Genomic DNA, 21601 nt, shown 5'->3' with positions numbered 1-21601 from the left:
ATCGCTCCTTACAGCAGAATTTTGCGCATGTCGGCCAGGACTTCGCCGAGGTACACGGAGAATCGCGCGCCCATCGCGCCATCGACCACACGGTGGTCGTACGACAGCGAAGTGCCCATCATCAAACGTGGCTGGAAGGCCTTGCCATCCCATACCGGCTTGATCGAGGCTTTCGACAGACCGAGAATCGCCACTTCCGGCGCATTCACGATAGGTGTGAAGTGCGTGCCGCCGATGCCGCCCAGGGACGAAATCGTGAAGCTGGCGCCCTGCATGTCGGCCGGTTTCAGCTTGCCTTCGCGCGCCTGCAAGGACAGTTCCGTCATTTCGCGGGCGATCTGCGAGACCGACTTCTGGTCCGCACCCTTGATCACGGGTACCACCAGGCCATTCGGCGTGTCGGCCGCGAAGCCGATGTTGTAGTACTGCTTGAGGATCAGGTTTTCGCCCTTGGCGTCGAGCGAGGCGTTAAACGCGGGGAATTTCTTCAGCGCGGCAACGGACGCCTTGATGACGAAGGCCAGCATGGTCAGCTTGGCCGCATCCTTGTTCTTCGCATTGGCGGCGTTGGTGTCGACGCGGAACGCTTCCAGGTCCGTCACATCCGCTTCGTCGAACTGCGTGACGTGCGGGATCATGACCCAGTTGCGGTGCAAATTCGGACCCGAGATTTTCTTGATGCGCGACAGCGGCAGCAGTTCGGTCGTGCCGAACTTGCTGAAGTCCAGCGACGGCCATGGCAGCAAGTCCAGGCCCACGCCGGAACCGGCCTTGGCGACCGGTGCATTGGCAGCACCTGGCGCGGCAACAGCGCCCGACATCACGCCCTTGACGAAGTTCTGCACGTCTTCCTGGGTGATGCGGCCCTTCGGACCGGAACCGCCCACGCTGGCCAGCTCCACGCCCAGTTCGCGTGCGAACTTGCGGATCGATGGCGACGCGTGCGCCAGCTTGCCGTTGACGGCAGGCGCGGCGGCAGGTGCTGGTGCTGCGGCGGCGACCGGTGCCGAAGCGACGGCAGCGGCTGGTGCGGCGGCAGCTTGCGCTGGCGCAGCGGCTGGGGCAGCAGCGGCAGCGGCGCCCGTCGTTTCCACCACCAGTACCAGACTACCCTTGGCGACCTTGTCGCCGACCTTGACTTTCAATTCCTTGACGATACCAGCGTGGCTCGATGGAATTTCCATGCTGGCCTTGTCCGATTCGACCGTCAGCAGCGACTGGTCCACCTTGATCGCGTCGCCGACCTTGACCATCAGTTCGATGACTTCGACTTCCTTGAAGTCGCCGATATCGGGCACGGTCACTTCCACCAGAGCCGGCGCGCCGGCAGGGGCGGCGGCAGCTGGCGCGGCAGCGGCGGGGGCGGCTTCAGCGGCAGGTGCGGCAACTGGTGCGGCGGCGGCAGGCGCAGGCGCCGAGGCGTCATCCGCCACTTCCAGCAGCAGCACCAGCGAACCTTCGGCGATCTTGTCGCCCACGTTGACTTTCAATTCCTTGACGACACCGGCGTGGCTCGATGGAATTTCCATGCTGGCCTTGTCCGATTCGACCGTGATCAGGGACTGGTCAACCTTGACCGTGTCGCCTGGCTTGACCATCAGTTCAATGATCTCGACTTCCTTGAAATCGCCGATATCCGGGACTTTGACTTCCACAATGCTCATAGCTTGCTCCGTTATTTTATTTGTCAGATGGACCCGCACACACGCCAGGGCGGCACTTTCGCACCGCCCTGGCATCATCGGGTCCGCACAACGATTACTGGGTCACCGGATTCGGTTTGTTCGCGTCGATGCCGTACTTGGCGATCGCCTGCTCCACCACCGACACGTCGATCTTGCCTTCGTCAGCCAGCGATTTGAGCGCGGCCACGGTGACATAATAACGGTTCACTTCGAAGAACTCGCGCAGCTTGGCGCGGCTGTCCGAGCGGCCAAAGCCATCGGTGCCCAACACTTTGTAGGTGCGGCCCTTCGGCATGAAGGCGCGGATCTGTTCTGCAAACGCGCGCATGTAGTCGGTCGTGGCGACGATCGGGCCGTCCGTGTCCTGCATCAGCGACGTCACGTAAGGCACGCGCTGCTGTTTCGACGGGTTGACCATGTTCCAGCGTTCCGCATCCTGGCCATCGCGGGCCACCAGGGTCAGCGACGGCGCCGACCACACGTCGGCGGCCACGCCCCAGTCGTTTTGCAACAGTTCGGCGGCGAAGATCGATTCGCGCAGGATGGTGCCGCAGCCGATCAGTTGTACGCGCAGCTTGGCGTCCGCCTGGCCTTCCTGCAGCTTGTACATGCCTTTCAGGATGCCTTCTTCCTGGCCTGGCTTGATGCCTGGCTGGGCGTAGTTCTCGTTCATGATCGTGATGTAGTAGAACACATCTTCCTGGTTGGCGATCATGCGGCGCAGGCCGTCCTGGATGATGACGGCGACTTCATGGCTGAAGGTCGGATCGTACGGCATGCAGGTCGGGATGGTCGCGGCGAAGATATGGCTGTGGCCATCTTCGTGCTGCAAGCCTTCGCCGTTCAGGGTCGTGCGGCCGGCCGTGCCGCCCATCAGGAAGCCGCGGGCGCGCATGTCGGCCGAAGCCCACACCTGGTCGCCGATGCGCTGGAAGCCGAACATCGAGTAGAAGGTGTAGAACGGGATCATGATGCGGTCGTTGGTCGAATACGACGTCGCCGCAGCGATCCACGAGCTCATGCCGCCCGCTTCGTTGATGCCCTCTTGCAGGATCTGGCCGGCCTTGTCTTCGCGGTAGTACATGACCTGGTCTTTGTCGACCGGCTCGTACAACTGGCCTTTCGGGTTGTAGATGCCGATCTGGCGGAACAGGCCTTCCATGCCGAAGGTACGCGATTCATCGACCAGGATAGGCACCACGCGCTGGCCCAGGTTCGGGTCTTTCAGCAGGGTCGAAATGACGCGCACGAACGCTTGCGTGGTCGAGATTTCGCGGCCTTCCGGCGTGGCATCGAGCACGTTCTTGAACGCGTCCAGGCCAGGCACGGGCAGGGTTTCTTCCGACTTCTGGCGGCGCTGCGGCAGGTAGCCACCGAGGGCCTTGCGGCGCTCGTGCAGGTAGACCATTTCCGGCGCGTCGTCGGCTGGCTTGAAGAACGGAATATCGGCCAGCTTGTCGTCAGGGATAGGCAGCGAGAAGCGGTCGCGCATTTCGCGGATGGCTTCGTCGTCGAGTTTTTTCGTCTGGTGCGCCGTGTTGCGCGCTTCGCCGGACTTGCCCATGCCGTAGCCCTTGACGGTTTTCACCAGCAGGACGGTCGGCTGGCCCTTGTGTTCCTGGGCGATCTTGAAGGCCGCGTAGATCTTGTGCGGATCGTGGCCGCCACGGGTCAGGCGCCAGATGTCGTCGTCCGTCATGTTGGCAACCATTTCCAGCAGCTTCGGATGCTTGCCGAAGAAGTGCTTGCGCACGTAGGCGCCGTCCTTGGCCTTGTAGTTCTGGTATTCGCCGTCGACGGTTTCCATCATCACGCGCTGCAGGATGCCTTCCTTGTCTTGCGCCAGCAGGGCATCCCAGCCCGGACCCCAGATGACCTTGACGACGTTCCAGCCGGCGCCACGGAATTCGCCTTCGAGTTCCTGGATGATCTTGGTGTTGCCGCGCACAGGGCCGTCCAGGCGCTGCAGGTTGCAGTTGACCACGATGACCAGGTTGTCGAGCATGTCGCGTGCGGCCAGGCCGATCGCGCCCAGGGATTCCGGCTCGTCCATCTCGCCATCGCCACAGAAGGCCCAGATCTTGCGGTTGTCGGTCTTGGCGATGCCGCGTGCGTGCAGGTATTTCAGGAAGCGCGCCTGGTAGATCGCCATGTGCGGGCCCAGGCCCATCGACACGGTCGGGAACTGCCAGAAATCCGGCATCAGTTTAGGATGCGGGTACGAAGACAGGCCCTTGCCGTCGACTTCCTTGCGGAAGTTCAGCATTTGCTCTTCCGTCAGGCGGCCTTCGAGGAAAGCGCGCGCGTAGACGCCAGGCGAGGAGTGGCCCTGGATGTACAGCAGGTCGCCGCCGTGGTCGGCCGTTGGCGCGTGCCAGAAGTGGTTGAAACCGATGCCCAGCATGTTCGCCAGCGAAGCGAACGAGGACAAGTGGCCACCCAGGTCGCCGTCGGCGCGATTCGCCTTGACCACCATGGCCATGGCGTTCCAGCGCATCCACGAGCGCAGGCGCTCTTCGTATTCCAGGTTGCCGGGACAGTGTGCTTCTTGCTTGGTGGGGATGGTATTGACGTAGGCGGTGGTGCTGGAGAACGGGATCTGGGCGCCACGGCGGCGGGCCAGGTCAACCATGCGCTCCATCAGGTAATGCGCGCGTTCCGGACCTTCATTTTCCAGAACGGCTTCGAGCGCGTCCAGCCACTCCTTGGTTTCCTGCATATCCGGGTCGGTGCCGATCTGTGTCGTTACCTGGTTCAGTTGAGCTGACATCTGTTGAGTCTCCTTTGTGAACGCCCCACCCCGATTTTCCGGATCGCTGTCGGACGGTATTTCGCTGATTATTTACTATTAAGTCGGTTTAGTGTGGGGATTCTAACAGCGTATTTACTATTTTTCAAATTACGATATAGCATTTCATATTATGAAATTACCCTATGAAATTTATGCTGCACTGCCGCAAATTCTGCCCGGAAATTAGGGTGATCAAAGTGCCAAAAACGAATGTACACCCCGGTCGCCCGCACAGGCATACCGGGCCAAGCGGGCCTGAAAAATGTCGAGGGCAAGGCGCGGCGACACAGACAGTACGCCAGTACGGCAAGGAGCTGCAACGCCGCCATCGGCATTTTCTCAGGCCCGCGTCTCTGGCCCGCTTTTATGCCGGGCCAAGCGGGCCTGAAAAATGTCGAGGGCAAGGCGCGGCGACACAGACAGTACGCCAGTACGGCAAGGAGCTGCAACGCCGCCATCGGCATTTTCTCAGGCCCGCGTCTCTGGCCCGCTGTTGTTACGCCAAAACCGCCCCTTTGCGCCGCCCGGCTTTATAATCTGTCTTTTCCCTCCCACACAGCCTCCCTACCATGCCAGCACAACTGATCGACGGAATCGCCCTCTCCCAAAAACTGCGCAGCGAGATCGCCACGCGCGCCGCCGCCCTCACGGCCAAGGGCACCCAGCCCGGCCTGGCCGTGATACTCGTCGGCGAAGACCCGGCCAGCCAGGTGTATGTCCGCAACAAGGTCAAGGCGTGCGGCGACGTGGGTTTCCACTCGGTGCTGGAAAAATATGAAGCGGACCTGTCCGAAGCGGACTTGCTGACACGCATCGCCAGCCTGAACGCGGACCCCGCCATCCACGGCATCCTCGTACAAATGCCCTTGCCCAAGCACATCAACCCGCACAAGGTCATCGAAGCGATCTCCACGACGAAAGACGTGGATGGCTATTCCGTCCTGAGCGCCGGCGAACTGATGACGGGCTTGCCGGGCTTTCGCCCGTGCACGCCGTATGGTTGCATGAAATTGATCGAAAGCACGGGCGTGGACCTGCGCGGCAAGCACGCCGTCGTCATCGGCCGCAGCAACACCGTCGGCAAGCCGATGGCCCTGCTGCTCTTGCAAGCGAACGCTACCGTCACCATCTGCCATAGTGCGACCCCGGACCTGGGCCTGTACACGCGCCAGGCGGACGTGGTCGTGGCCGCCGTCGGCCGCCGCAACACCCTGACGGCAGACATGGTCAAGCCGGGCGCCATCGTCATCGACGTGGGCATGAACCGCGACGATGACGGCAAGCTGTGCGGTGACGTGGATTTTGCCGGCGTGAAAGAAGTCGCCTCGCACATCACGCCCGTGCCGGGTGGCGTGGGTCCGATGACGATCACGATGTTGTTGATGAACACGGTCGAAGCTGCCGAGCGCGTGTAAGACACCGGGGGCGGCATGACCGCCCCTTTTAATATATGGAACCGACGATGAATACCAACCCCCTGCTTGATTTTTCCGGCCTGCCACGCTTCGACGCGATCACGCACGAGCATGTCACGCCTGCCATCGATACCCTCCTGGAACAGGCACGCGCCACGGTGGCGCAGCTGGAAGCGCCCATGGAAGAAGTGAGCTGGGACAACTTCGTCGCGCCCCAGGACCAGATCGCCGAAACCCTGGGCCGCGCCTGGAGCATCGTCAACCACTTGAATAGCGTGATCGATACGCCGGAACTGCGCGCCGCCTACAATGCGAACCTGCCCAAGGTGACGGAGTTCTTGACCGAGCTGGGCCAGAACGAAATCCTCTTCGGTAAATACAAGCAATTGCAAGCCCGTGCCGATTTCGCCAGCCTGTCGCCGGCGCGCCGGCGCATCGTCGAGAATGCCGTACGCGACTTCCGCCTGGGCGGCGCCGAGTTGCCCGAAGACAAGAAAGAGCGCTTTGGCGCCATCCAGGAAGAACATGCGGCCGTCGGTACGCGTTTTTCCGAAAACGTGCTCGACGCCACGAATGACTACAAGTTGCTGGTCGAGAACGAAAGCGATCTGGCCGGCTTGCCCGACGACGTGAAGGCCGCCGCGCGCGCCGCCGCCGAAAAAGCGGGCAAGCAAGGGTACGAATTCTCGCTGCACTTCCCGTCGTATTACCCGATCCTGCAATTTGCCGACAATCGCGCGCTGCGCGAAACCATCTACCGCGCCAACGCCACCAAGGCCTCGGACCAGGGCGAGGTCTTCAGCAAGAAAGAGGACTGGGACAACACGCACAACATCGTCACCTTGTTGCGCCTGCGCAACGAAGAGGCACAACTGCTCGGCTACGCCAATTTCGCCGAAGTGTCGCTGGTTTCCAAAATGGCCACCTCGCCCGCACAAGTCATCGCTTTCCTGGAAGACCTGGCCCAACGCGCGCGCCCGTTCGCCGAAAAGGACCTGGCGGAACTGCAACAGTTCGCCCGCGAAGAACTGGGCATCGCCGAACTGCAAGCGTGGGACGTGCCGTACGCTTCCGAAAAGCTGCAGGAACGCCGCTACGCGTTCTCGGCCCAGGAAGTCAAACAGTATTTCCCTGAACACAAGGTGATCGACGGCTTGTTCCGCCAGATCCAGAACCTGTTCGCCGTCGAGATCAAACCCGATACGGCGCCCGTCTGGCACCCGGACGTGCGCTTTTACCGCATCGAGCGCGACGGCCAGCTGGTCGGCCAGTTTTATCTAGACCTGTATGCGCGCGCGGGCAAAAGCGGCGGCGCCTGGATGGACGACGCGCGCGGCCGACGCGCCGATGCACAGCACGTGCAAACGCCGATCGCTTATCTGACCTGTAACTTCACGCAGCCGGCCGTGCTTGACGGTAACGTCCAGCCAGCGCTGTTTACGCACGATGAAGTGATCACCCTGTTCCACGAATTCGGCCACGGCCTGCACCATATGCTGACGGTCGTCGACGAGCTGGGCGTGTCGGGCATTGCCGGCGTCGAATGGGATGCCGTGGAACTGCCATCGCAATTCATGGAAAACTTCTGCTGGGAATGGGAAGTGCTCGAGCACATGACGGCGCATGCCGTCACGGGCGAGCCGCTGCCGCGCGCGCTGTACGACAAGATGCTGGCGGCCAAGAATTTCCAGTCCGGCTTGCAAACCCTGCGCCAGGTGGAATTTTCCTTGCTCGACATGCATTTGCACTATGACTACGATGCCAGCACGGGCCAGAGCGTGCAGCAGCTGATCGACGGCGTGCGCGCCAAGTTCGCGCTGATCATCCCGCCCCCGTTCAACCGCTTCCAGAATGCCTTCGGGCATATCTTCGCTGGCGGCTACGCGGCCGGCTACTACAGCTACAAGTGGGCCGAGGTGCTATCTGCCGACGCCTATGCGGCGTTTGAAGAAGCCCGCGCGCTGGGACCGGCCGCCACCACGGCAGCGGGCAAGCGCTACCTGCAAGAAATCCTGTCCGTCGGCGGCTCGCGCCCGGCGCTCGAATCGTTCACGGCCTTCCGTGGCCGCGAACCGTCGATCGATGCCCTGCTGCGCCATAGCGGCATGGCCGCCTGAAGGGTAATATGAGCAACACCATGAGCCGCGTCGATTTTCACAGCAACGTGCCGGACAAGCTGGCTTACGCCTGCCGCCTGGCACGCAAGGCGTATATGGCTGGCAACAAGGTCGTCGTGCTGGCGGCCGACAGCGCACAGCTCGACGCCTTGAACAGCGCCATGTGGACCATTTCCGCCACGGATTTCCTGCCGCATGTGCTGGCCGGCGACCCGCTGGCGGCGCAAACGCCCATCATCCTGACCGATGACGAAGCGGCGGAGCTGCCGCACCACGACATCCTCGTCAACCTGTCGCAGTTGCCGCCCACCAATTACGCGCAATTCCAGCGCGTCTTTGAAATCGTTTCCATGGATGAGCAAGATGCGCAGGCGGGCCGCCAGCGTTTCCTGCACTACCGCCAGCAAGACGTGCAGCTGACGCACTTCGTGGCGGGTAACTCAGCGGACAAACAATGAACCAACAGCCATTCGACCAGGGCATTCCCCTGCTGACGGAGGTGCTGCTGGGGCCGGAAGTGTCGGAGGCGGCGCCCGTCGCGGCGGCTGTCGAGGAAGCGTCGGCGTTGCCACCAAGCGCCGTGCAGCCGGACTGGGATGCCATCGAACAGCGGCTGACGCAGCGCATCCTGCACCAGGTGCAGGGCAAGATCGACCATCTGCTGGAAGAACGCATCGCCCACGTCCTGCAGACGGCCCTGCAAAACGCCCTGATCGGCATGCGCGGCGCCCTGCGCGCAGACTTGCAGCAGTCGCTGGAACAGATCGTGGCGCATGCCGTCAGCCATGAGCTGGGACACCTGCACCCGCCTGCACAGCAATCAAGCCACTTTTACCCCTGACAGCGAATTGCCGGGGTCGGACCCTGAGGGTCCGACCCCAGTCCTTGCCGTTGGGTTATGAGCATGCCGCGCAATGTCGGGTTACGCGCTGCGCGCTAACCCGACCTACCCGACCTATCCTATTCTTTCCTCCAACGCCATTCTTTGGTGCGCTCGCGCCTGCAAAACCGGTGCATCGCGCCTCAGTTTGGTGATTGTGACGACAAAATGCAAAAAGCCCCAAATGCGGCTTTGCGCCGCCTGTTTTTTGTTGTACCTTTCTTCACACGTACCGCCAGTCGTAGCGGTTTCACGAGACGCCGCCGTATCTTTATCCATTGGAGAATGTTTATGCTGCTCAAGACCAAAGTCCTTCCTCTCGCCCTCGCCCTCGCTTTTGCCGGCCATGCGGGCGCGCAGGAAATCATCAAGATAGGCCACGTCGCCCCGGTCTCTGGCGCCAGCTCCCACCTGGGCAAGGATAACGAGAACGCGGCCAAGATGGCCATCGAGGATTTGAACGCCAAAGGCTTCAAGATCGACGGCAAAGCCGTCAAATTCGTGCTGGTGCCCGAAGATGACGCAGCCGATCCCAAGCAGGGCACGGCCGTGGCGCAAAAGCTGGTCGATGCCAAGGTCAACGGCGTCGTCGGCCACCTGAACTCGGGCACGACGATTCCCGCCTCGCGCATTTACTTCAATGCCGGCATTCCACAGATTTCGCCGGCCGCCACCAACCCGACGTACACGCAGCAGAAATTCAACACGGCCTTCCGCGTCGTGGCCAATGACAACAAGCTGGGGGGAACGCTGGGCGCGTATGCCGTGGGCAAGCTGCAGGCGAAGAAAATCGCCGTCATCGATGACCGCACGGCCTACGGCCAGGGCGTGGCAGAACAGTTCGTCAAGGGCGCCAAGAAGGCGGCACCTGGCGTGCAAATCGTTGGCAAGGAATTTACGAATGCCAACGCGACCGACTTCAATGCCATCCTGACCAGCATCAAGTCGAAGAGTCCCGACCTGATCTTCTTTGGCGGCATGGATTCCGTGGGCGGCCCCATGCTGCGCCAGATGAAGGCACTGGGCATCAAGGCCAAGTTCATGGGTGGCGATGGCTTGTGCACGGAACCGCTGGGCAAGCTGGCCGGCGACGCCGTGGGCGAAGACATGGTCACCTGCGCGGAAGCGGGCGGCGTGACGGGCACGCAGCAAAAAGGCATGGACGATTTCCGCGCCCGCTACAAGCAGAAATACAATATGGAAGTGCAGCTGTACGCGCCGTACGTCTACGATGCCGTGATGACCATGGCCACCGCCATGGCCGACGCCAAATCGTCGAAACCGTCCGTCTACCTGCCATTCCTGGCCAAGGTGCACTACCAGGGCGTGACGGGCCCGATCTCGTTCGATGCCAACGGCGACATCAAGGATGGCGCGCTGACGTTGTTCACCTATCGGGATGGCAAGAAAACCAAGATGGAAGTCATCAAGTAAGCGGCTGTTCAGCCACATAAGCGAGTAAACCTTCGGCCAGCGCGTCGAAGGTGGCGCGGCAGCGCAGGCTGCCGCGCAAGTCTGCATGCATGGTGACCCAGGTTTCCATCGGTAGCGCAAACGCTTGCGGCAACACGCGCCGCAAGGCCGGATCACGCGCCGCCAGCCCCGCCTGGCACACGCCGATGCCGGCGCCCGCGCGTATCAGGGCCAGTTGCGCCAGGTCGCTGTCGCTGCGCCAGGCAAAGTTTTCCCGCGAAAAATCCTCAAAGGCAGCGCCCGCATTGCGCACGAAGGGACTCGCCTCGTCGTAGCCGATGACGGCGTGTTGCGCCAGATCCGGCAAACCCGCCGGCACGCCATGGCGCGCCAGGTAATCCGCGTGCGCGTACAGGCCCAGTTCGATATCGCCCACCTTGCGCGCCACCAGCTGTTCCTGGCGCGGGCGCAGCATGCGCACGGCGATATCTGCCTCGCGGCGCAGCAAATCCTGCACCTTGTTGCTCAGCACCAGTTCAATGACCAGTTCCGGATGGCGTTCGCGCAGGCGCGCCAGGATGGGCGGCAGCACCTCCACGCCCACCACTTCGCTGGCCGCAATGCGCACGACGCCGGCCACGCCCTGCCCCTGGCTGCTGGCGGCGCGCTGCATCAGGGCCGCCGTGTGCTCCATCGTTTCCGCATGGGGCCGCAGCGCCAGCGCCACTTCCGTGGGCAGCAAGCCCTGCTGGGAACGCGTAAACAGGGTCGCGCCCAGCGCCTGCTCGAGCGCGGCGATGTGCCGGCCGACGGTGGGCTGCGTGATGCCCAGCGCGCGGGCCGCGCCAGACAGTGAGCCGTGCTGCAGCACGGCCAGCAGCGAACGATAGTATTCCCAGGCAATGGTGGTAGTCATACATAAATGTATAGCCTCTGCTCGATGTTCGTCAATTCTCAATTAGCCTTGCGCGGCAGATACTGGCGCCATCAACCACACGGAGGACAATATGGACAAAACAGTATTGGTACTGGGCGCCACGGGCGGCATCGGCGGCGAGATGCTGCGCCAGCTCCTGGCGGCGGGCTGGCAGGTACGCGCCTTGACGCGGAGAGAAACGCAGCCGGAGCATTGCGACCGTGTTGCATGGCTGCGCGGCGATGCGCTGTCGCGCGCGGACGTGCTGGCGGCCGCCAAAGGCTGCGCCGTCATCGTGCACGCCGTCAACCCGCCCGGCTACCGCCACTGGGGCCGGCTGGTGCTGCCCATGCTCGACAACACCATCGCCGCGGCGATTGCCGAAGGCGCCACCATCGTGCTACCCGGCACCGTGTACAACTTTGGCCCCGACGCGTTTCCCGTGCTGGCAGAGGACGCGCCGCAGCACCCGCAGACGCGCAAGGGCGCCATCCGCGTGGAACTGGAAGCACGGCTGGAACGGGCCAGTACCCAGGGCGCCAGGGTCCTGATCGTGCGCGCGGGCGACTTCTTCGGTCCCCGCGCCGGCAATAACTGGTTTTCGCAGGGCCTCGTCAAGCCTGGCCAGAGCGTGCGCAGCGTGCTGTATCCGGGTGCGCCCGGCGTTGGCCATCAATGGTCCTACCTGCCCGACGTGGCGCGCACCATGCTGCAATTGCTGGCCATGCGCGCCACCTTGCCCGCGTTTTCGCGCTTTCACATGGCCGGCCACTGGGACCACGACGGCCGGCAAATGACGGGGGCGATTGCCCGCGTGGTGAAACAGGCCACGGGAGCCACGCCCGCCATCCGGCGCTTTCCATGGTGGCAGGTGGCATTGGCGTCGCCGTTTGTGGCGACTCTGCGCGAAATGCGCGAGATGCGCTATCTGTGGCAAACTCCGCTACAGATGGACAACGCGCAACTGCTGGCCGTGCTGGGCCAGGAGCCGCATACGCCGCTCGACGAGGCGGTGCGAACGACATTGGCGAGCATGGCTAATCTGCACAAGACGGCAGGCAAAAAAAAATGCGCCGGGATTGCCGGCGCGCTAATTGCAGGTACTGCGGCACAGATTATTTCTGTGCCAGTACCCATTTAACCAGGGTGCGGGCTTCCGCATCGCTCACTTGCGGATTGGCTGGCATCGGGATCGCGCCCCAGGTGCCGGAACCGCCCTTCATGACTTTCGCCACGAGCTTGGCTTCCGCGTCTTTTTGACCGGCATATTTGGCCGCCACGTCTTTATACGCAGGACCCACCAGTTTCGTGCTCACCGCATGGCAAGCCATGCAGTTTTTTGCTTTTGCCAGGTCCGGATTGGCCAACGCTGCTTGCGATGCCAGAGCCGATACGGTCAATACACTCACCAACATAAAACGTTTCATTTGTCTTTTCTCCAAAGTTACTTCCTGCGGCATTTTACTGTGTTTCCGCAGATGCACCACGAGCCCAGATCAAGCGTTTCAATGTAGTAACGCAATGTAGTAGCGATTAGGCACTCATATTCTGCCCCATCTGCGCACGCATGACCATGTTGTTTGTAAGGCGATGTAACGACAGACAGCCCCGCACAGTCAAACGGGGCCGGCCGTCGCACATATACAACAAATCAGCGTTTCTGCTTTTTCAGCTGCGACAGGTCGCGCACGGCGCCGCGGTCGGCCGACGTCGTCAGCGCCGCATACGCCTGCAGCGCCTGCGACACGTAGCGCTCGCGCTTGACGGGCAGCCAGGCATCGTCGCCCTTCGCTTCCATGGCGGCGCGGCGCGCGGCCAGCTCGGTATCGGTGACGCGCAGGTTGATGCTGCGCTCGGGGATATCGATGTCGATGAAGTCGCCCTCTTCCACCAGGCCGATGGCGCCGCCTTCGGCCGCTTCCGGCGAAGCGTGGCCGATCACCAGGCCCGAGGAGCCGCCCGAGAAGCGCCCGTCCGTGAACAGCGCGCACGCCTTGCCCAGGCCCTTGGATTTGATGTACGAGGTCGGATACAGCATTTCCTGCATGCCGGGACCGCCTTTCGGGCCTTCGTAGCGGATGATGACGACGTCGCCCTCATGCACGGTATCGGCCAGAATCGCTGCAACAGCGGTATCCTGGCTTTCGAACACGCGCGCCTTGCCCGAAAATTTCAAAATGCTTTCATCGACGCCGGCCGTCTTGACGATGCAGCCCTTTTCGGCCAGGTTGCCGTACAGGACGGCCAGGCCGCCATCCTGCGAATACGCATGCGCCTTGTCGCGGATGCAGCCGGTGGCGCGGTCCTTGTCGACGGCCGCAAAACGCTCCGACTGCGAGAACGCCGTCTGCGTCGGCACGCCGCCCGGGGCGGCACGGAACAGTTCATGCACGGCCGGATTGTCCGTGCACATGATGTCGTTTTGCGCGATGGCGTCGGCCAGGGTCGGCGCGTGGATGGTCGGTAAAGTGGTGTTGAGCAGGCCGGCGCGCGCCAGTTCGCCCAAAATGCCCACGATGCCGCCCGCGCGGTGCACGTCTTCGATATGGTATTTGTCCGTCATCGGCGCTACCTTGCACAGGCACGGTACCTTGCGCGAGATGCGGTCGATGTCGGCCATGGTGAATTCCACTTCCGCCTCGTGCGCGGCGGCCAGAAGGTGCAGCACGGTATTCGTCGAGCCGCCCATGGAGACGTCAAGCGCCATGGCATTTTCAAACGCGGCCTTGGTGGCGATCGAGCGCGGCAGCACCGAGTAATCGTCCTGCTCGTAATGGCGCTTGGCCAGTTCGACGATCAGACGACCCGCACGCAGGAACAGCTGCTGGCGGTCCGAGTGCGTGGCCAGAATCGTGCCGTTGCCGGGCAGGGCCAGGCCCAGCGCTTCGGTCAGACAGTTCATCGAGTTGGCCGTAAACATGCCGGAGCAGGAACCGCAGGTCGGACAGGCCGAACGTTCGATTTCCGCCACGTCGGCGTCGGACACGCTGCTGTCGCCCGCCTTGATCATGGCGTCGACCAGATCGAGCTTGATGATCTTCTGCGTGCCGTTGACCACCTTGACGACCTTACCCGCTTCCATCGGCCCGCCGGAAATAAACACGACGGGGATGTTGATGCGCATGGCGGCCATCAGCATGCCCGGCGTGATCTTGTCGCAGTTCGAGATGCACACCATGGCGTCGGCGCAGTGGGCATTGACCATGTATTCGACGGAGTCGGCGATCAGGTCGCGCGAGGGCAGCGAATACAGCATGCCGCCGTGACCCATGGCGATGCCGTCATCGACGGCGATGGTATTGAATTCCTTGGCCACGCCGCCGGCCGCCTCGATCTCGCGCGCCACCATCTGCCCCAGGTCTTTCAGATGCACATGACCGGGCACGAATTGCGTGAACGAGTTGACGACGGCGATGATCGGCTTGTCGAAGTCGCCATCCTTCATGCCGGTGGCGCGCCACAGGGCGCGGGCGCCAGCCATGTTGCGGCCGTGGGTGGTGGTGCGGGAGCGGTATTGCGGCATGATGGGGTCCTTCCAAGGATGATTGATGCCTGACTGCGCGGATTTTCAACAAAACCCTGCATGCAGTGGGGGTACGTCAGATTGCCTTGTGCGCGCCCCACTGTCAAATATATGATGCACATGTCTGTGAGTCGTTTTGCATATCACAGCAATCAATCCGCATGGAAACGCATATGAACCTTGAACTGCGCCAGCTGCGCTATTTTGTTACCGTTGCCGAGGAATTGCACTTCGGCCGCGCCGCCGCGCGCCTGCACATGACGCAGCCGCCCCTGTCGCAAACCATCATGGCGCTGGAAGAGCTGCTGGGCGCGCCCCTGTTCGTGCGCACCCGGCGCGAAGTGCAGCTGACGCCGGCCGGCAGCGCCCTGCTGCCCGAGGCGCGCCGGCTGCTGGCGCAGGCGCTCGATTTGCCCGCGCTGGTACGGCGGGCCGCGCAGGGCGAGGCGGGGCGTCTGAGCCTGGCTTTCGTTTCCTCGGCCGACTACAGCGTGCTGCCGCCCTTGCTGCGCGCCTACCAGACGGCCTATCCGCAAGTGCAGATCGCGCTGCAGGAAGCCACCTCCGACTTGCAGCTTGACGAATTGCTGGCCGGGCGCACGGATGCAGGCCTGTTGATCCCGCCCCTGCCCGAGAAGGCGAAGGGAGAGCTCGATTACCTGCCCGTGCTGGCCGAAGCGCTGGTGCTGGCCGCGCCGTCCGGCCTCGCCATATTGACTACGCCCGGCCCCGTGCGCCTGCGCGACTTGCCGCCCCTGCCTTTGATCATTTTCCCGCGCGCGATATCGCCCGCCCTGCACGACGCCATCCTCGGCGTGTTCCGCGCGGCCGGCATCACGCCGCAGATCGGCCAGGAAGCGATCCAGATGCAAACCATCGTCAGCCTCGTCTCGGCTGGCATGGGCATCGCGCTTGTGCCACAATCGGTATCGAATCTGATGCGCCCGGGCGTAGAATACAGGCCGCTGCAGGACGCCACGCCGCTGGTGGAAACGGGCCTGGCCTGGCGCCGCGACAATCCGTCCGCCGTGCTGCAAGGTTTCCTGGCGCTGCTGCGCAAGCAGATCAGCGCGACTGCCGATTAAATTAAGTGGCCGCTAAGGCAAAAAACCGCAAGCGCCCCCATACTACGCAACCTTGGCTTTAAACAAAGAAAGAAACCCCATGCTGATCCACCCGATGCCCGACCCGATCGCCATACAAATCGGCCCGCTCGCCGTGCACTGGTACGGCCTGATGTACGTGCTGGCCTTCGCCCTGTTCATTATCCTGGGCAGAGTGCGCATCAAGCAGCCGCACATCGCCGTGCTGGGCTGGAAGAAGGAAGACCTCGATGACATGCTGTTCTACGGCATGCTGGGCGTGGTGATCGGCGGGCGTCTGGGCGAAGTGCTGTTCTACCGCCCCGCATACTTCATGCACAATCCGCTCGAGATCTTCATGGTCTGGCATGGCGGCATGTCCTTCCATGGCGGCTTCCTCGGCGTCATCCTGGCCATGTATCTGTGGAGCCGCAAGGCGGGACGCAACCTGTTCGACGTGCTCGACTTCATCGCGCCGCTGGTGCCGCTCGGTTATGCGGCCGGCCGCCTGGGCAACTTCATCAATGCAGAACTGCCGGGCCGCATTGCGCCGGACAGCCTGCCATGGGCCATGCAGTGGCCGGGCATCCCGTATCCCGTGCACCCGTCGCCCCTCTACCAGATGCTGGTCGACGGTATTTTGGTGTTCATCATCCTGTGGCTGTTTGCGCGCAAGCAGCGTCCGCGCATGGCCGTGGGCGCCATGTTCACCCTGCTGTACGGCTGCGCGCGCTTCTTCACGGAATACTTCCGCACGCCGGACTGGGAAGTCGTCTGGCTGGGCGTGCCGATCACCTCGGGCCAGATGCTGTCGCTGCCGATGATCGTCGGCGCCATCGCGCTGCTGGTGTGGGCGTATAAAAGCCAGGTGATGGGCACGCCGCCCACCAAGGCCCGCGTGGCGGACGCCTGATCGGCTGCCCTAGGCCTTCAACCTGCTTGTAATCACTTTCCATTGCGCCGGCGTCACCGGCGTGATGGACAAACGGCTGCCCTTCTTCAACAACAGCATGTCTTCCAGTTCCGGCATCTGGCGCATTTCGGACAGGGGTAGCAGTGCCGTCTTCTTCACGCCGCGCACGTCGACGCTGATCCAGCGCGGCTGTTCAAGCGTCGCCTTCGGGTCGAAATACTTGCCCCCCTCTTCAAACTGGCTGTGATCGGGATACGCGCCGCTGGCCACTTCGGCCACGCCCGCCACGCCCGGTTGCGGGCAGCTGGAATGATAAAACAGCACGCCATCGCCAGGCCGCATGCCATCGCGCATGAAGTTGCGCGCCTGGTAGTTGCGCACGCCGAACCACGGCATGGTGTGCTGCGGCGCGGCCATCAGGTCGTCGATGCTTACTTCATCGGGTTCGGATTTCATCAGCCAATATTGTTTCATCTAGACTCCGTGTGAAAGCGACAGACGTAAAAAAACGGTTGCGCATGATGCGGCAACCGTTTTCAGTTGTACTTACAAATGTAATGCAAATTAGGCCCCGCCTGTGCCGCTATGCCGGCATCCCGAACCAAACGGTTCAAGGTGGTCACGTTAGTTCAATTTCGGGTTCGTCGAACGAGCGACGCTCACTCCCATCAAACAAAATTCGCAACCGATGCGCATAAATGGTTCAAGGAATATATGGCAATCGCGAACACCGCAGGGTAGACCCAAGTTTACTCCTTTGGCCGCGCATCGCAAAGACAAATCGTCGCGTGCACGCTTAAAAAAGGTTTTCCTGGGGCGTCAGTGCACTATCCAGGACAGTGTGCATGGCCGAGATCTTTTGCTTCACTTCGAGTATCGTCAATTCCGACAGCGGACCTTGCGGCGACTTCACGGAGAGGAATTCGGCGGCCACGCCCAGGGCGGCCAGCACGGCGATGCGGTCATTGCCCTTGACCTTGCCCGCGTCGCGAATGGCTTTCATTTTACTATCGAGATAGATTGCCGCTTCGCGCAGTGCGCGCTCTTCACCGTCGCGGCACACCATGCTGTAGGACTGGCCCATGATATTGACATCGACACGCGGCATTACGCTTCCTTCTCGTTCTCGGCAATATAGGCACCCGCTTCCGAAGCGGCTTGCTCCAGGCCAGCTTGCACCAGTTCGGGAATTTTTTCCAGCAACGCTTCCACCCGCTCCTGCGCCTCGCGCATGCGCTGCACATACAGGGCGTTCTCAGCGGCCAGCGCGGCATTGTCCTTGCGCAGTTGCGCGTTTTCACGGCGCAGCGCATGGGTCATTTCGGCCAGCAGGCCTATTTTGTCGGATAATTCATTGAATTCGGAAATCATCCCGCCACTATAGGGCGGACGCTCCATGGGCGTCAATCGAATCACGCCGCTGTCACACATATTTACATCAATGCAGGGCAGTTGGCGGACAATACAGGCTTTTTCCGGCGCTTTTCGCCAAGTGCGCGCATCTGCCGGCGCCGCGATGGCAGCGTTTTACTCGTCGACGTAATCGGCTTCGATATCGAGTCCGCCATAGCGGTTTTCGCACGAGCGGCGCACCAGCGTCTGTTGTCCGCCCTTGCCATCAAGCACCATCGTCAAGTCGCGGCAAGTACGGCGGTAGCTGCCAGGTTTGGCGTCCGTCCCCGAGGGCGTCAGGCGCACTGCCAGCGGTACTGCATTGCCCAACCCCTTGTTGCTCCACTGGCGCGTCTTGCCATCCTCTTCATCTTTCAAAGTGCGCACGGCGGCCGTCAGCAAGGCTTGCTGTTCCTTCGCATTCAGCTTGGCGATGGTCACGTCGGACAGGAAAGGCGGATACACGGCGGGCGCCGGGTCCTTGCCCTGCACGTCCCACTTGCCGCTGTTTTGCGAACAGGTGCGCCGGCTCAGGTCTTGCGACTTGCCGCCCGCCGTGACGACGAATTTCAGGTCGCGGCAGATGTGTGCCTTCAGGCTGTGTTCCGTCATGCCGGAGTTGCTGAAGTTATACGTGACTTTCACCAGCACGCCACTGTCGCCGCCGTTGTCCCACACATGTGCTTCCTGATCGTCGTCATCCTTGTTGAGGTCGTTGAACAAATCGCCCAGCAGCCTCTCTTTTTCCTGCGGCGTCAGGGTGGCCACGGTGATCTCGTCGGCGATGCTGGGCGTGTGCGCGGCGGCATTGCCCAGGCAGGCAAAACCGAGGACGGTGGCGCCCAGCAGGCGCAGGGCGGGACGGGAAAGAGTCGATGGCATGGTGAGTGAGCTTTCAGGTGCGAATGGCGATATTGATATGCAATTCTAATCATCTTATCAAAGTCCATAGTAAAACTCTGTTTCCTGTGCGTACAGGAACGCCGTCCGCCCGGAGGGCATGCTAGAGTCGCTGATGTTGCTGACGCCCGGGAGCGAGGCTTGCGTTTGCGCAAACCCTGCGTAAATGCAGGCTGCGCGGAACGTCTAAGCTTATCTTCCCGGAGAATAAGCCCTTGAATAAGCCCCCTACCGTCCCTATAATTAGCACTCGTTAGTAGAGAGTGCTAACAAACTCTTTCGTAGCAATCCTCAGGACTGATGGTGCATGCCGGACAACAGCAGGGAACGCTACGCGGCGGGCGACGCCGCGATGCACCACTGCTCAAGCCGACACGCACCGATGCCATGGGGTTTGCTTGACCGTTGCGGGCTGCTTTCAACGGCGGTCACTGAAAGCACGTCTGGCGCTGTGCCGGACATGTATTCATTTAGCAACACTTATCCATTGAACTTTAAGGAGTTTTGTATGAATCTGCGCCCATTGAACGATCGCGTCATCGTCAAACGCCTCGACCAGGAAACCAAAACTGCGTCCGGCCTCATCATTCCTGATGCAGCTGCTGAAAAACCGGATCAAGGCGAAGTCCTTGCCGTAGGCAATGGCAAGATTCTCGACGACGGCAAAGTCCGTCCTCTGGATGTCAAAGTGGGCGACCGCGTCCTGTTCGGCAAGTACGCCGGCCAAACCGTCAAAGTTGACGGCGATGAGCTGCTGGTCATGCGCGAAGAAGACATCATGGCGATCGTCGTCAAGTAATTGTTTCCACGTTGTAGACAGATACATCCCGAAACTCAGGAGAATTGAACATGGCAGCTAAAGAAGTAGTATTCGGCGACGCAGCGCGCGCCAAGATGGTCGAAGGCGTCAATATCCTCGCCAACGCAGTCAAAGTAACGCTGGGCCCGAAAGGCCGCAACGTCGTACTGGAGCGCTCGTTCGGCGCCCCTACCGTCACCAAGGATGGTGTGTCGGTAGCGAAAGAAGTTGAACTCAAAGACAAGCTCATGAACATGGGCGCGCAAATGGTCAAGGAAGTTGCTTCCCGCACCAGCGACAACGCCGGCGACGGCACCACCACCGCCACCGTGCTGGCACAAGCCATCGTGCGCGAAGGCATGAAGTTCGTTGCCGCCGGCATGAACCCGATGGACCTGAAGCGCGGTATCGACAAAGCAGTTGCTGCGACCGTCGAAGAACTGGCGAAAATCGCCCGTCCTTGCACCACGACCAAAGAAATCGCCCAAGTTGGCGCGATCTCGGCGAACTCGGACTACTCGATCGGCGAGCGTATCGCTGAAGCGATGGAAAAAGTCGGCAAAGAAGGCGTCATCACCGTAGAAGACGGCAAGTCGCTGAACGACGAGCTGGACATCGTTGAAGGCATGCAGTTCGACCGCGGCTACCTGTCGCCATACTTCATCAACAACCCAGAGAAACAAGTTGCCGTACTGGACAGCCCATTCGTCCTGCTGTGCGACAAGAAAATCTCGAACATCCGTGACCTGCTGCCGGTACTGGAACAAGTCGCCAAAGCTGGCCGTCCACTGCTGATCATCGCAGAAGACATCGAAGGCGAAGCGCTGGCCACCCTGGTTGTGAACAACATCCGCGGCATCCTGAAAACGTGCGCAGTGAAAGCACCTGGCTTCGGCGACCGCCGCAAAGCCATGCTGGAAGACATCGCTGTCCTGACCGGCGGCCAGGTTATCGCTGAAGAAGTCGGCCTGACCCTGGAAAAAGTGACCTTGGCCGAACTGGGCCAGGCGAAACGCATCGAAGTGGGCAAGGAAAACACCATCGTCATCGATGGCGCCGGCGAAGCAGCATCGATCGAAGCACGCGTAAAACAAGTGCGTGTACAGATCGAAGAAGCGACCTCGGACTACGACCGTGAAAAACTGCAAGAGCGCGTAGCCAAACTGGCTGGCGGCGTTGCCGTGATCAAGGTTGGCGCAGCCACCGAAGTCGAAATGAAAGAAAAGAAAGCCCGCGTTGAAGATGCACTGCACGCGACCCGCGCTGCCGTGGAAGAAGGCATCGTGCCAGGCGGCGGCGTAGCCCTGCTGCGCGCACGCGCCAACATCACGGTCAAGGGCGACAATCCTGATCAAGATGCCGGTATCAAGATCGTCCTGCGCGCAATGGAAGAGCCACTGCGCATGATCGTGCAAAACGCTGGCGAAGAAGCTTCGGTCGTCGTGGCAGCCGTACTGGCTGGCACGGGCAACTACGGCTACAACGCTGCCAACGGCACGTATGGCGACATGGTGGAAATGGGTGTTCTGGATCCAGCCAAAGTGACCCGTTCGGCGCTGCAAAACGCCGCTTCGATCGCTTCGCTGATGCTGACAACCGACTGCATGGTCTGCGAAATCGCTGACGACAAAGCAGGCGGCGGCATGGGCGGCGGCATGGGTGGTATGGGCGGCATGGGCGGCATGGACGGCATGATGTAATGTCCGGCATCCCCGCGCGCAGGCGACGGCACGCGGGGATGCATCGCCGGGACAGGACAGGCAGACCAAAAGCTG

Annotated in this window: 19 protein-coding genes and 1 other RNA gene; 10 read left to right on the top strand and 10 right to left on the bottom strand. The window is 61.6% G+C overall.

Annotation, left to right across the window (positions count from 1 at the left end):
* Nucleotides 1-8: 8 nt before the first annotated feature.
* On the bottom strand, nucleotides 9-1664 hold the full coding sequence (gene aceF / locus CLU93_RS16925; protein ID WP_099762400.1) for a dihydrolipoyllysine-residue acetyltransferase: 1656 nt from the start codon (nucleotides 1662-1664) through the stop codon (nucleotides 9-11).
* A 94-nt stretch (nucleotides 1665-1758) separates the two neighbouring features.
* Complete coding sequence (gene aceE / locus CLU93_RS16920; protein WP_099762399.1) at nucleotides 1759-4455, bottom strand: pyruvate dehydrogenase (acetyl-transferring), homodimeric type; 2697 nt, start codon at nucleotides 4453-4455, stop codon at nucleotides 1759-1761.
* A gap of 590 nt (nucleotides 4456-5045) precedes the next feature.
* Between aceE and folD the strand changes: the two genes are divergently transcribed.
* The 5 genes from folD to CLU93_RS16895 all read left to right on the top strand — a co-directional run bounded on the left by folD (nucleotide 5046) and on the right by CLU93_RS16895 (nucleotide 10322).
* Nucleotides 5046-5891 (top strand): bifunctional methylenetetrahydrofolate dehydrogenase/methenyltetrahydrofolate cyclohydrolase FolD, encoded by an 846-nt coding sequence (gene folD, locus CLU93_RS16915; protein WP_099762398.1) that lies wholly within the window; start codon nucleotides 5046-5048, stop codon nucleotides 5889-5891.
* 47 nt (nucleotides 5892-5938) lie between these two features.
* Nucleotides 5939-8008 carry a M3 family metallopeptidase gene (locus CLU93_RS16910; RefSeq protein ID WP_099762397.1) on the top strand — a complete coding sequence of 690 codons (2070 nt, stop codon included), beginning with the start codon at nucleotides 5939-5941 and terminating at the stop codon, nucleotides 8006-8008.
* A gap of 20 nt (nucleotides 8009-8028) precedes the next feature.
* On the top strand, nucleotides 8029-8466 hold the full coding sequence (locus tag CLU93_RS16905) for a DNA polymerase III subunit chi (protein WP_099764433.1): 438 nt from the start codon (nucleotides 8029-8031) through the stop codon (nucleotides 8464-8466).
* Nucleotides 8463-8849: a hypothetical protein gene (locus CLU93_RS16900; protein WP_099762396.1), complete on the top strand. Its 387-nt coding sequence runs from the start codon at nucleotides 8463-8465 to the stop codon at nucleotides 8847-8849. Before CLU93_RS16905 ends, CLU93_RS16900 begins: the two co-directional genes overlap by 4 nt.
* Nucleotides 8850-9179: 330 nt before the next feature.
* The gene (locus CLU93_RS16895; RefSeq protein WP_099762395.1) at nucleotides 9180-10322 is read left to right on the top strand and encodes a branched-chain amino acid ABC transporter substrate-binding protein; all 1143 of its coding nucleotides are present in this window, start codon (nucleotides 9180-9182) and stop codon (nucleotides 10320-10322) included.
* Here the strand turns inward: CLU93_RS16895 and CLU93_RS16890 are convergent.
* Complete coding sequence (locus tag CLU93_RS16890; RefSeq protein WP_099762394.1) at nucleotides 10315-11217, bottom strand: LysR family transcriptional regulator; 903 nt, start codon at nucleotides 11215-11217, stop codon at nucleotides 10315-10317. The genes CLU93_RS16895 and CLU93_RS16890 overlap by 8 nt on opposite strands.
* Nucleotides 11218-11308: 91 nt before the next feature.
* Between CLU93_RS16890 and CLU93_RS16885 the strand changes: the two genes are divergently transcribed.
* Nucleotides 11309-12358: an NAD(P)H-binding protein gene (locus CLU93_RS16885; protein ID WP_099762393.1), complete on the top strand. Its 1050-nt coding sequence runs from the start codon at nucleotides 11309-11311 to the stop codon at nucleotides 12356-12358.
* On the opposite strand, the gene CLU93_RS16880 is transcribed toward CLU93_RS16885, so the two are convergent.
* The gene (locus tag CLU93_RS16880) at nucleotides 12333-12644 is read right to left on the bottom strand and encodes a c-type cytochrome (protein ID WP_099762392.1); all 312 of its coding nucleotides are present in this window, start codon (nucleotides 12642-12644) and stop codon (nucleotides 12333-12335) included. The genes CLU93_RS16885 and CLU93_RS16880 overlap by 26 nt on opposite strands.
* Before the next feature lie 224 nt (nucleotides 12645-12868).
* Nucleotides 12869-14740: a dihydroxy-acid dehydratase gene (ilvD, locus tag CLU93_RS16875; protein WP_099762391.1), complete on the bottom strand. Its 1872-nt coding sequence runs from the start codon at nucleotides 14738-14740 to the stop codon at nucleotides 12869-12871.
* Nucleotides 14741-14913: 173 nt separating this feature from the next.
* Between ilvD and CLU93_RS16870 the strand changes: the two genes are divergently transcribed.
* Together CLU93_RS16870 and lgt are read left to right on the top strand one after the other, a co-directional pair.
* Nucleotides 14914-15825 (top strand): LysR family transcriptional regulator, encoded by a 912-nt coding sequence (locus tag CLU93_RS16870; protein ID WP_099762390.1) that lies wholly within the window; start codon nucleotides 14914-14916, stop codon nucleotides 15823-15825.
* Between the two features lie 79 nt (nucleotides 15826-15904).
* Entirely contained in the window at nucleotides 15905-16735 is an 831-nt protein-coding gene (gene lgt, locus CLU93_RS16865; RefSeq protein ID WP_099762389.1) for a prolipoprotein diacylglyceryl transferase, read from the top strand.
* 9 nt (nucleotides 16736-16744) lie between these two features.
* Here lgt and CLU93_RS16860 read toward each other — a convergent pair whose 3' ends face one another.
* From CLU93_RS16860 to CLU93_RS16840, 5 genes are all read right to left on the bottom strand, one after another.
* Nucleotides 16745-17209, bottom strand: coding sequence for an EVE domain-containing protein (locus tag CLU93_RS16860; RefSeq protein ID WP_099762388.1), 465 nt, complete (start codon nucleotides 17207-17209; stop codon nucleotides 16745-16747).
* Nucleotides 17210-17299: 90 nt separating this feature from the next.
* Nucleotides 17300-17477, bottom strand: a non-coding RNA gene (gene ssrS, locus CLU93_RS16855) — 6S RNA.
* Between the two features lie 54 nt (nucleotides 17478-17531).
* Complete coding sequence (locus CLU93_RS16850; RefSeq protein WP_034747344.1) at nucleotides 17532-17843, bottom strand: cell division protein ZapA; 312 nt, start codon at nucleotides 17841-17843, stop codon at nucleotides 17532-17534.
* Nucleotides 17843-18133: a DUF904 domain-containing protein gene (locus CLU93_RS16845; RefSeq protein WP_306594795.1), complete on the bottom strand. Its 291-nt coding sequence runs from the start codon at nucleotides 18131-18133 to the stop codon at nucleotides 17843-17845. Before CLU93_RS16845 ends, CLU93_RS16850 begins: the two co-directional genes overlap by 1 nt.
* 129 nt (nucleotides 18134-18262) lie before the next feature.
* Nucleotides 18263-19009, bottom strand: a complete 747-nt coding sequence (locus CLU93_RS16840; RefSeq protein ID WP_099762387.1) for a hypothetical protein — start codon at nucleotides 19007-19009, stop codon at nucleotides 18263-18265.
* Nucleotides 19010-19535: 526 nt separating this feature from the next.
* Between CLU93_RS16840 and groES the strand changes: the two genes are divergently transcribed.
* Together groES and groL are read left to right on the top strand one after the other, a co-directional pair.
* The gene (gene groES, locus CLU93_RS16835) at nucleotides 19536-19826 is read left to right on the top strand and encodes a co-chaperone GroES (RefSeq protein ID WP_010400979.1); all 291 of its coding nucleotides are present in this window, start codon (nucleotides 19536-19538) and stop codon (nucleotides 19824-19826) included.
* 50 nt (nucleotides 19827-19876) lie between these two features.
* Nucleotides 19877-21526 (top strand): chaperonin GroEL, encoded by a 1650-nt coding sequence (groL, locus tag CLU93_RS16830; protein ID WP_010400981.1) that lies wholly within the window; start codon nucleotides 19877-19879, stop codon nucleotides 21524-21526.
* Nucleotides 21527-21601 lie beyond the last annotated feature (75 nt).

It is taken from the genome of Janthinobacterium sp. 35, from assembly GCF_002754575.1.
Taxonomy (GTDB): Bacteria; Pseudomonadota; Gammaproteobacteria; order Burkholderiales; family Burkholderiaceae_D; genus Janthinobacterium; species Janthinobacterium tructae.
The sequence above is the reverse complement of the archived record's forward strand: the minus strand, read 5'-3'. Positions and strand labels throughout refer to the sequence as shown.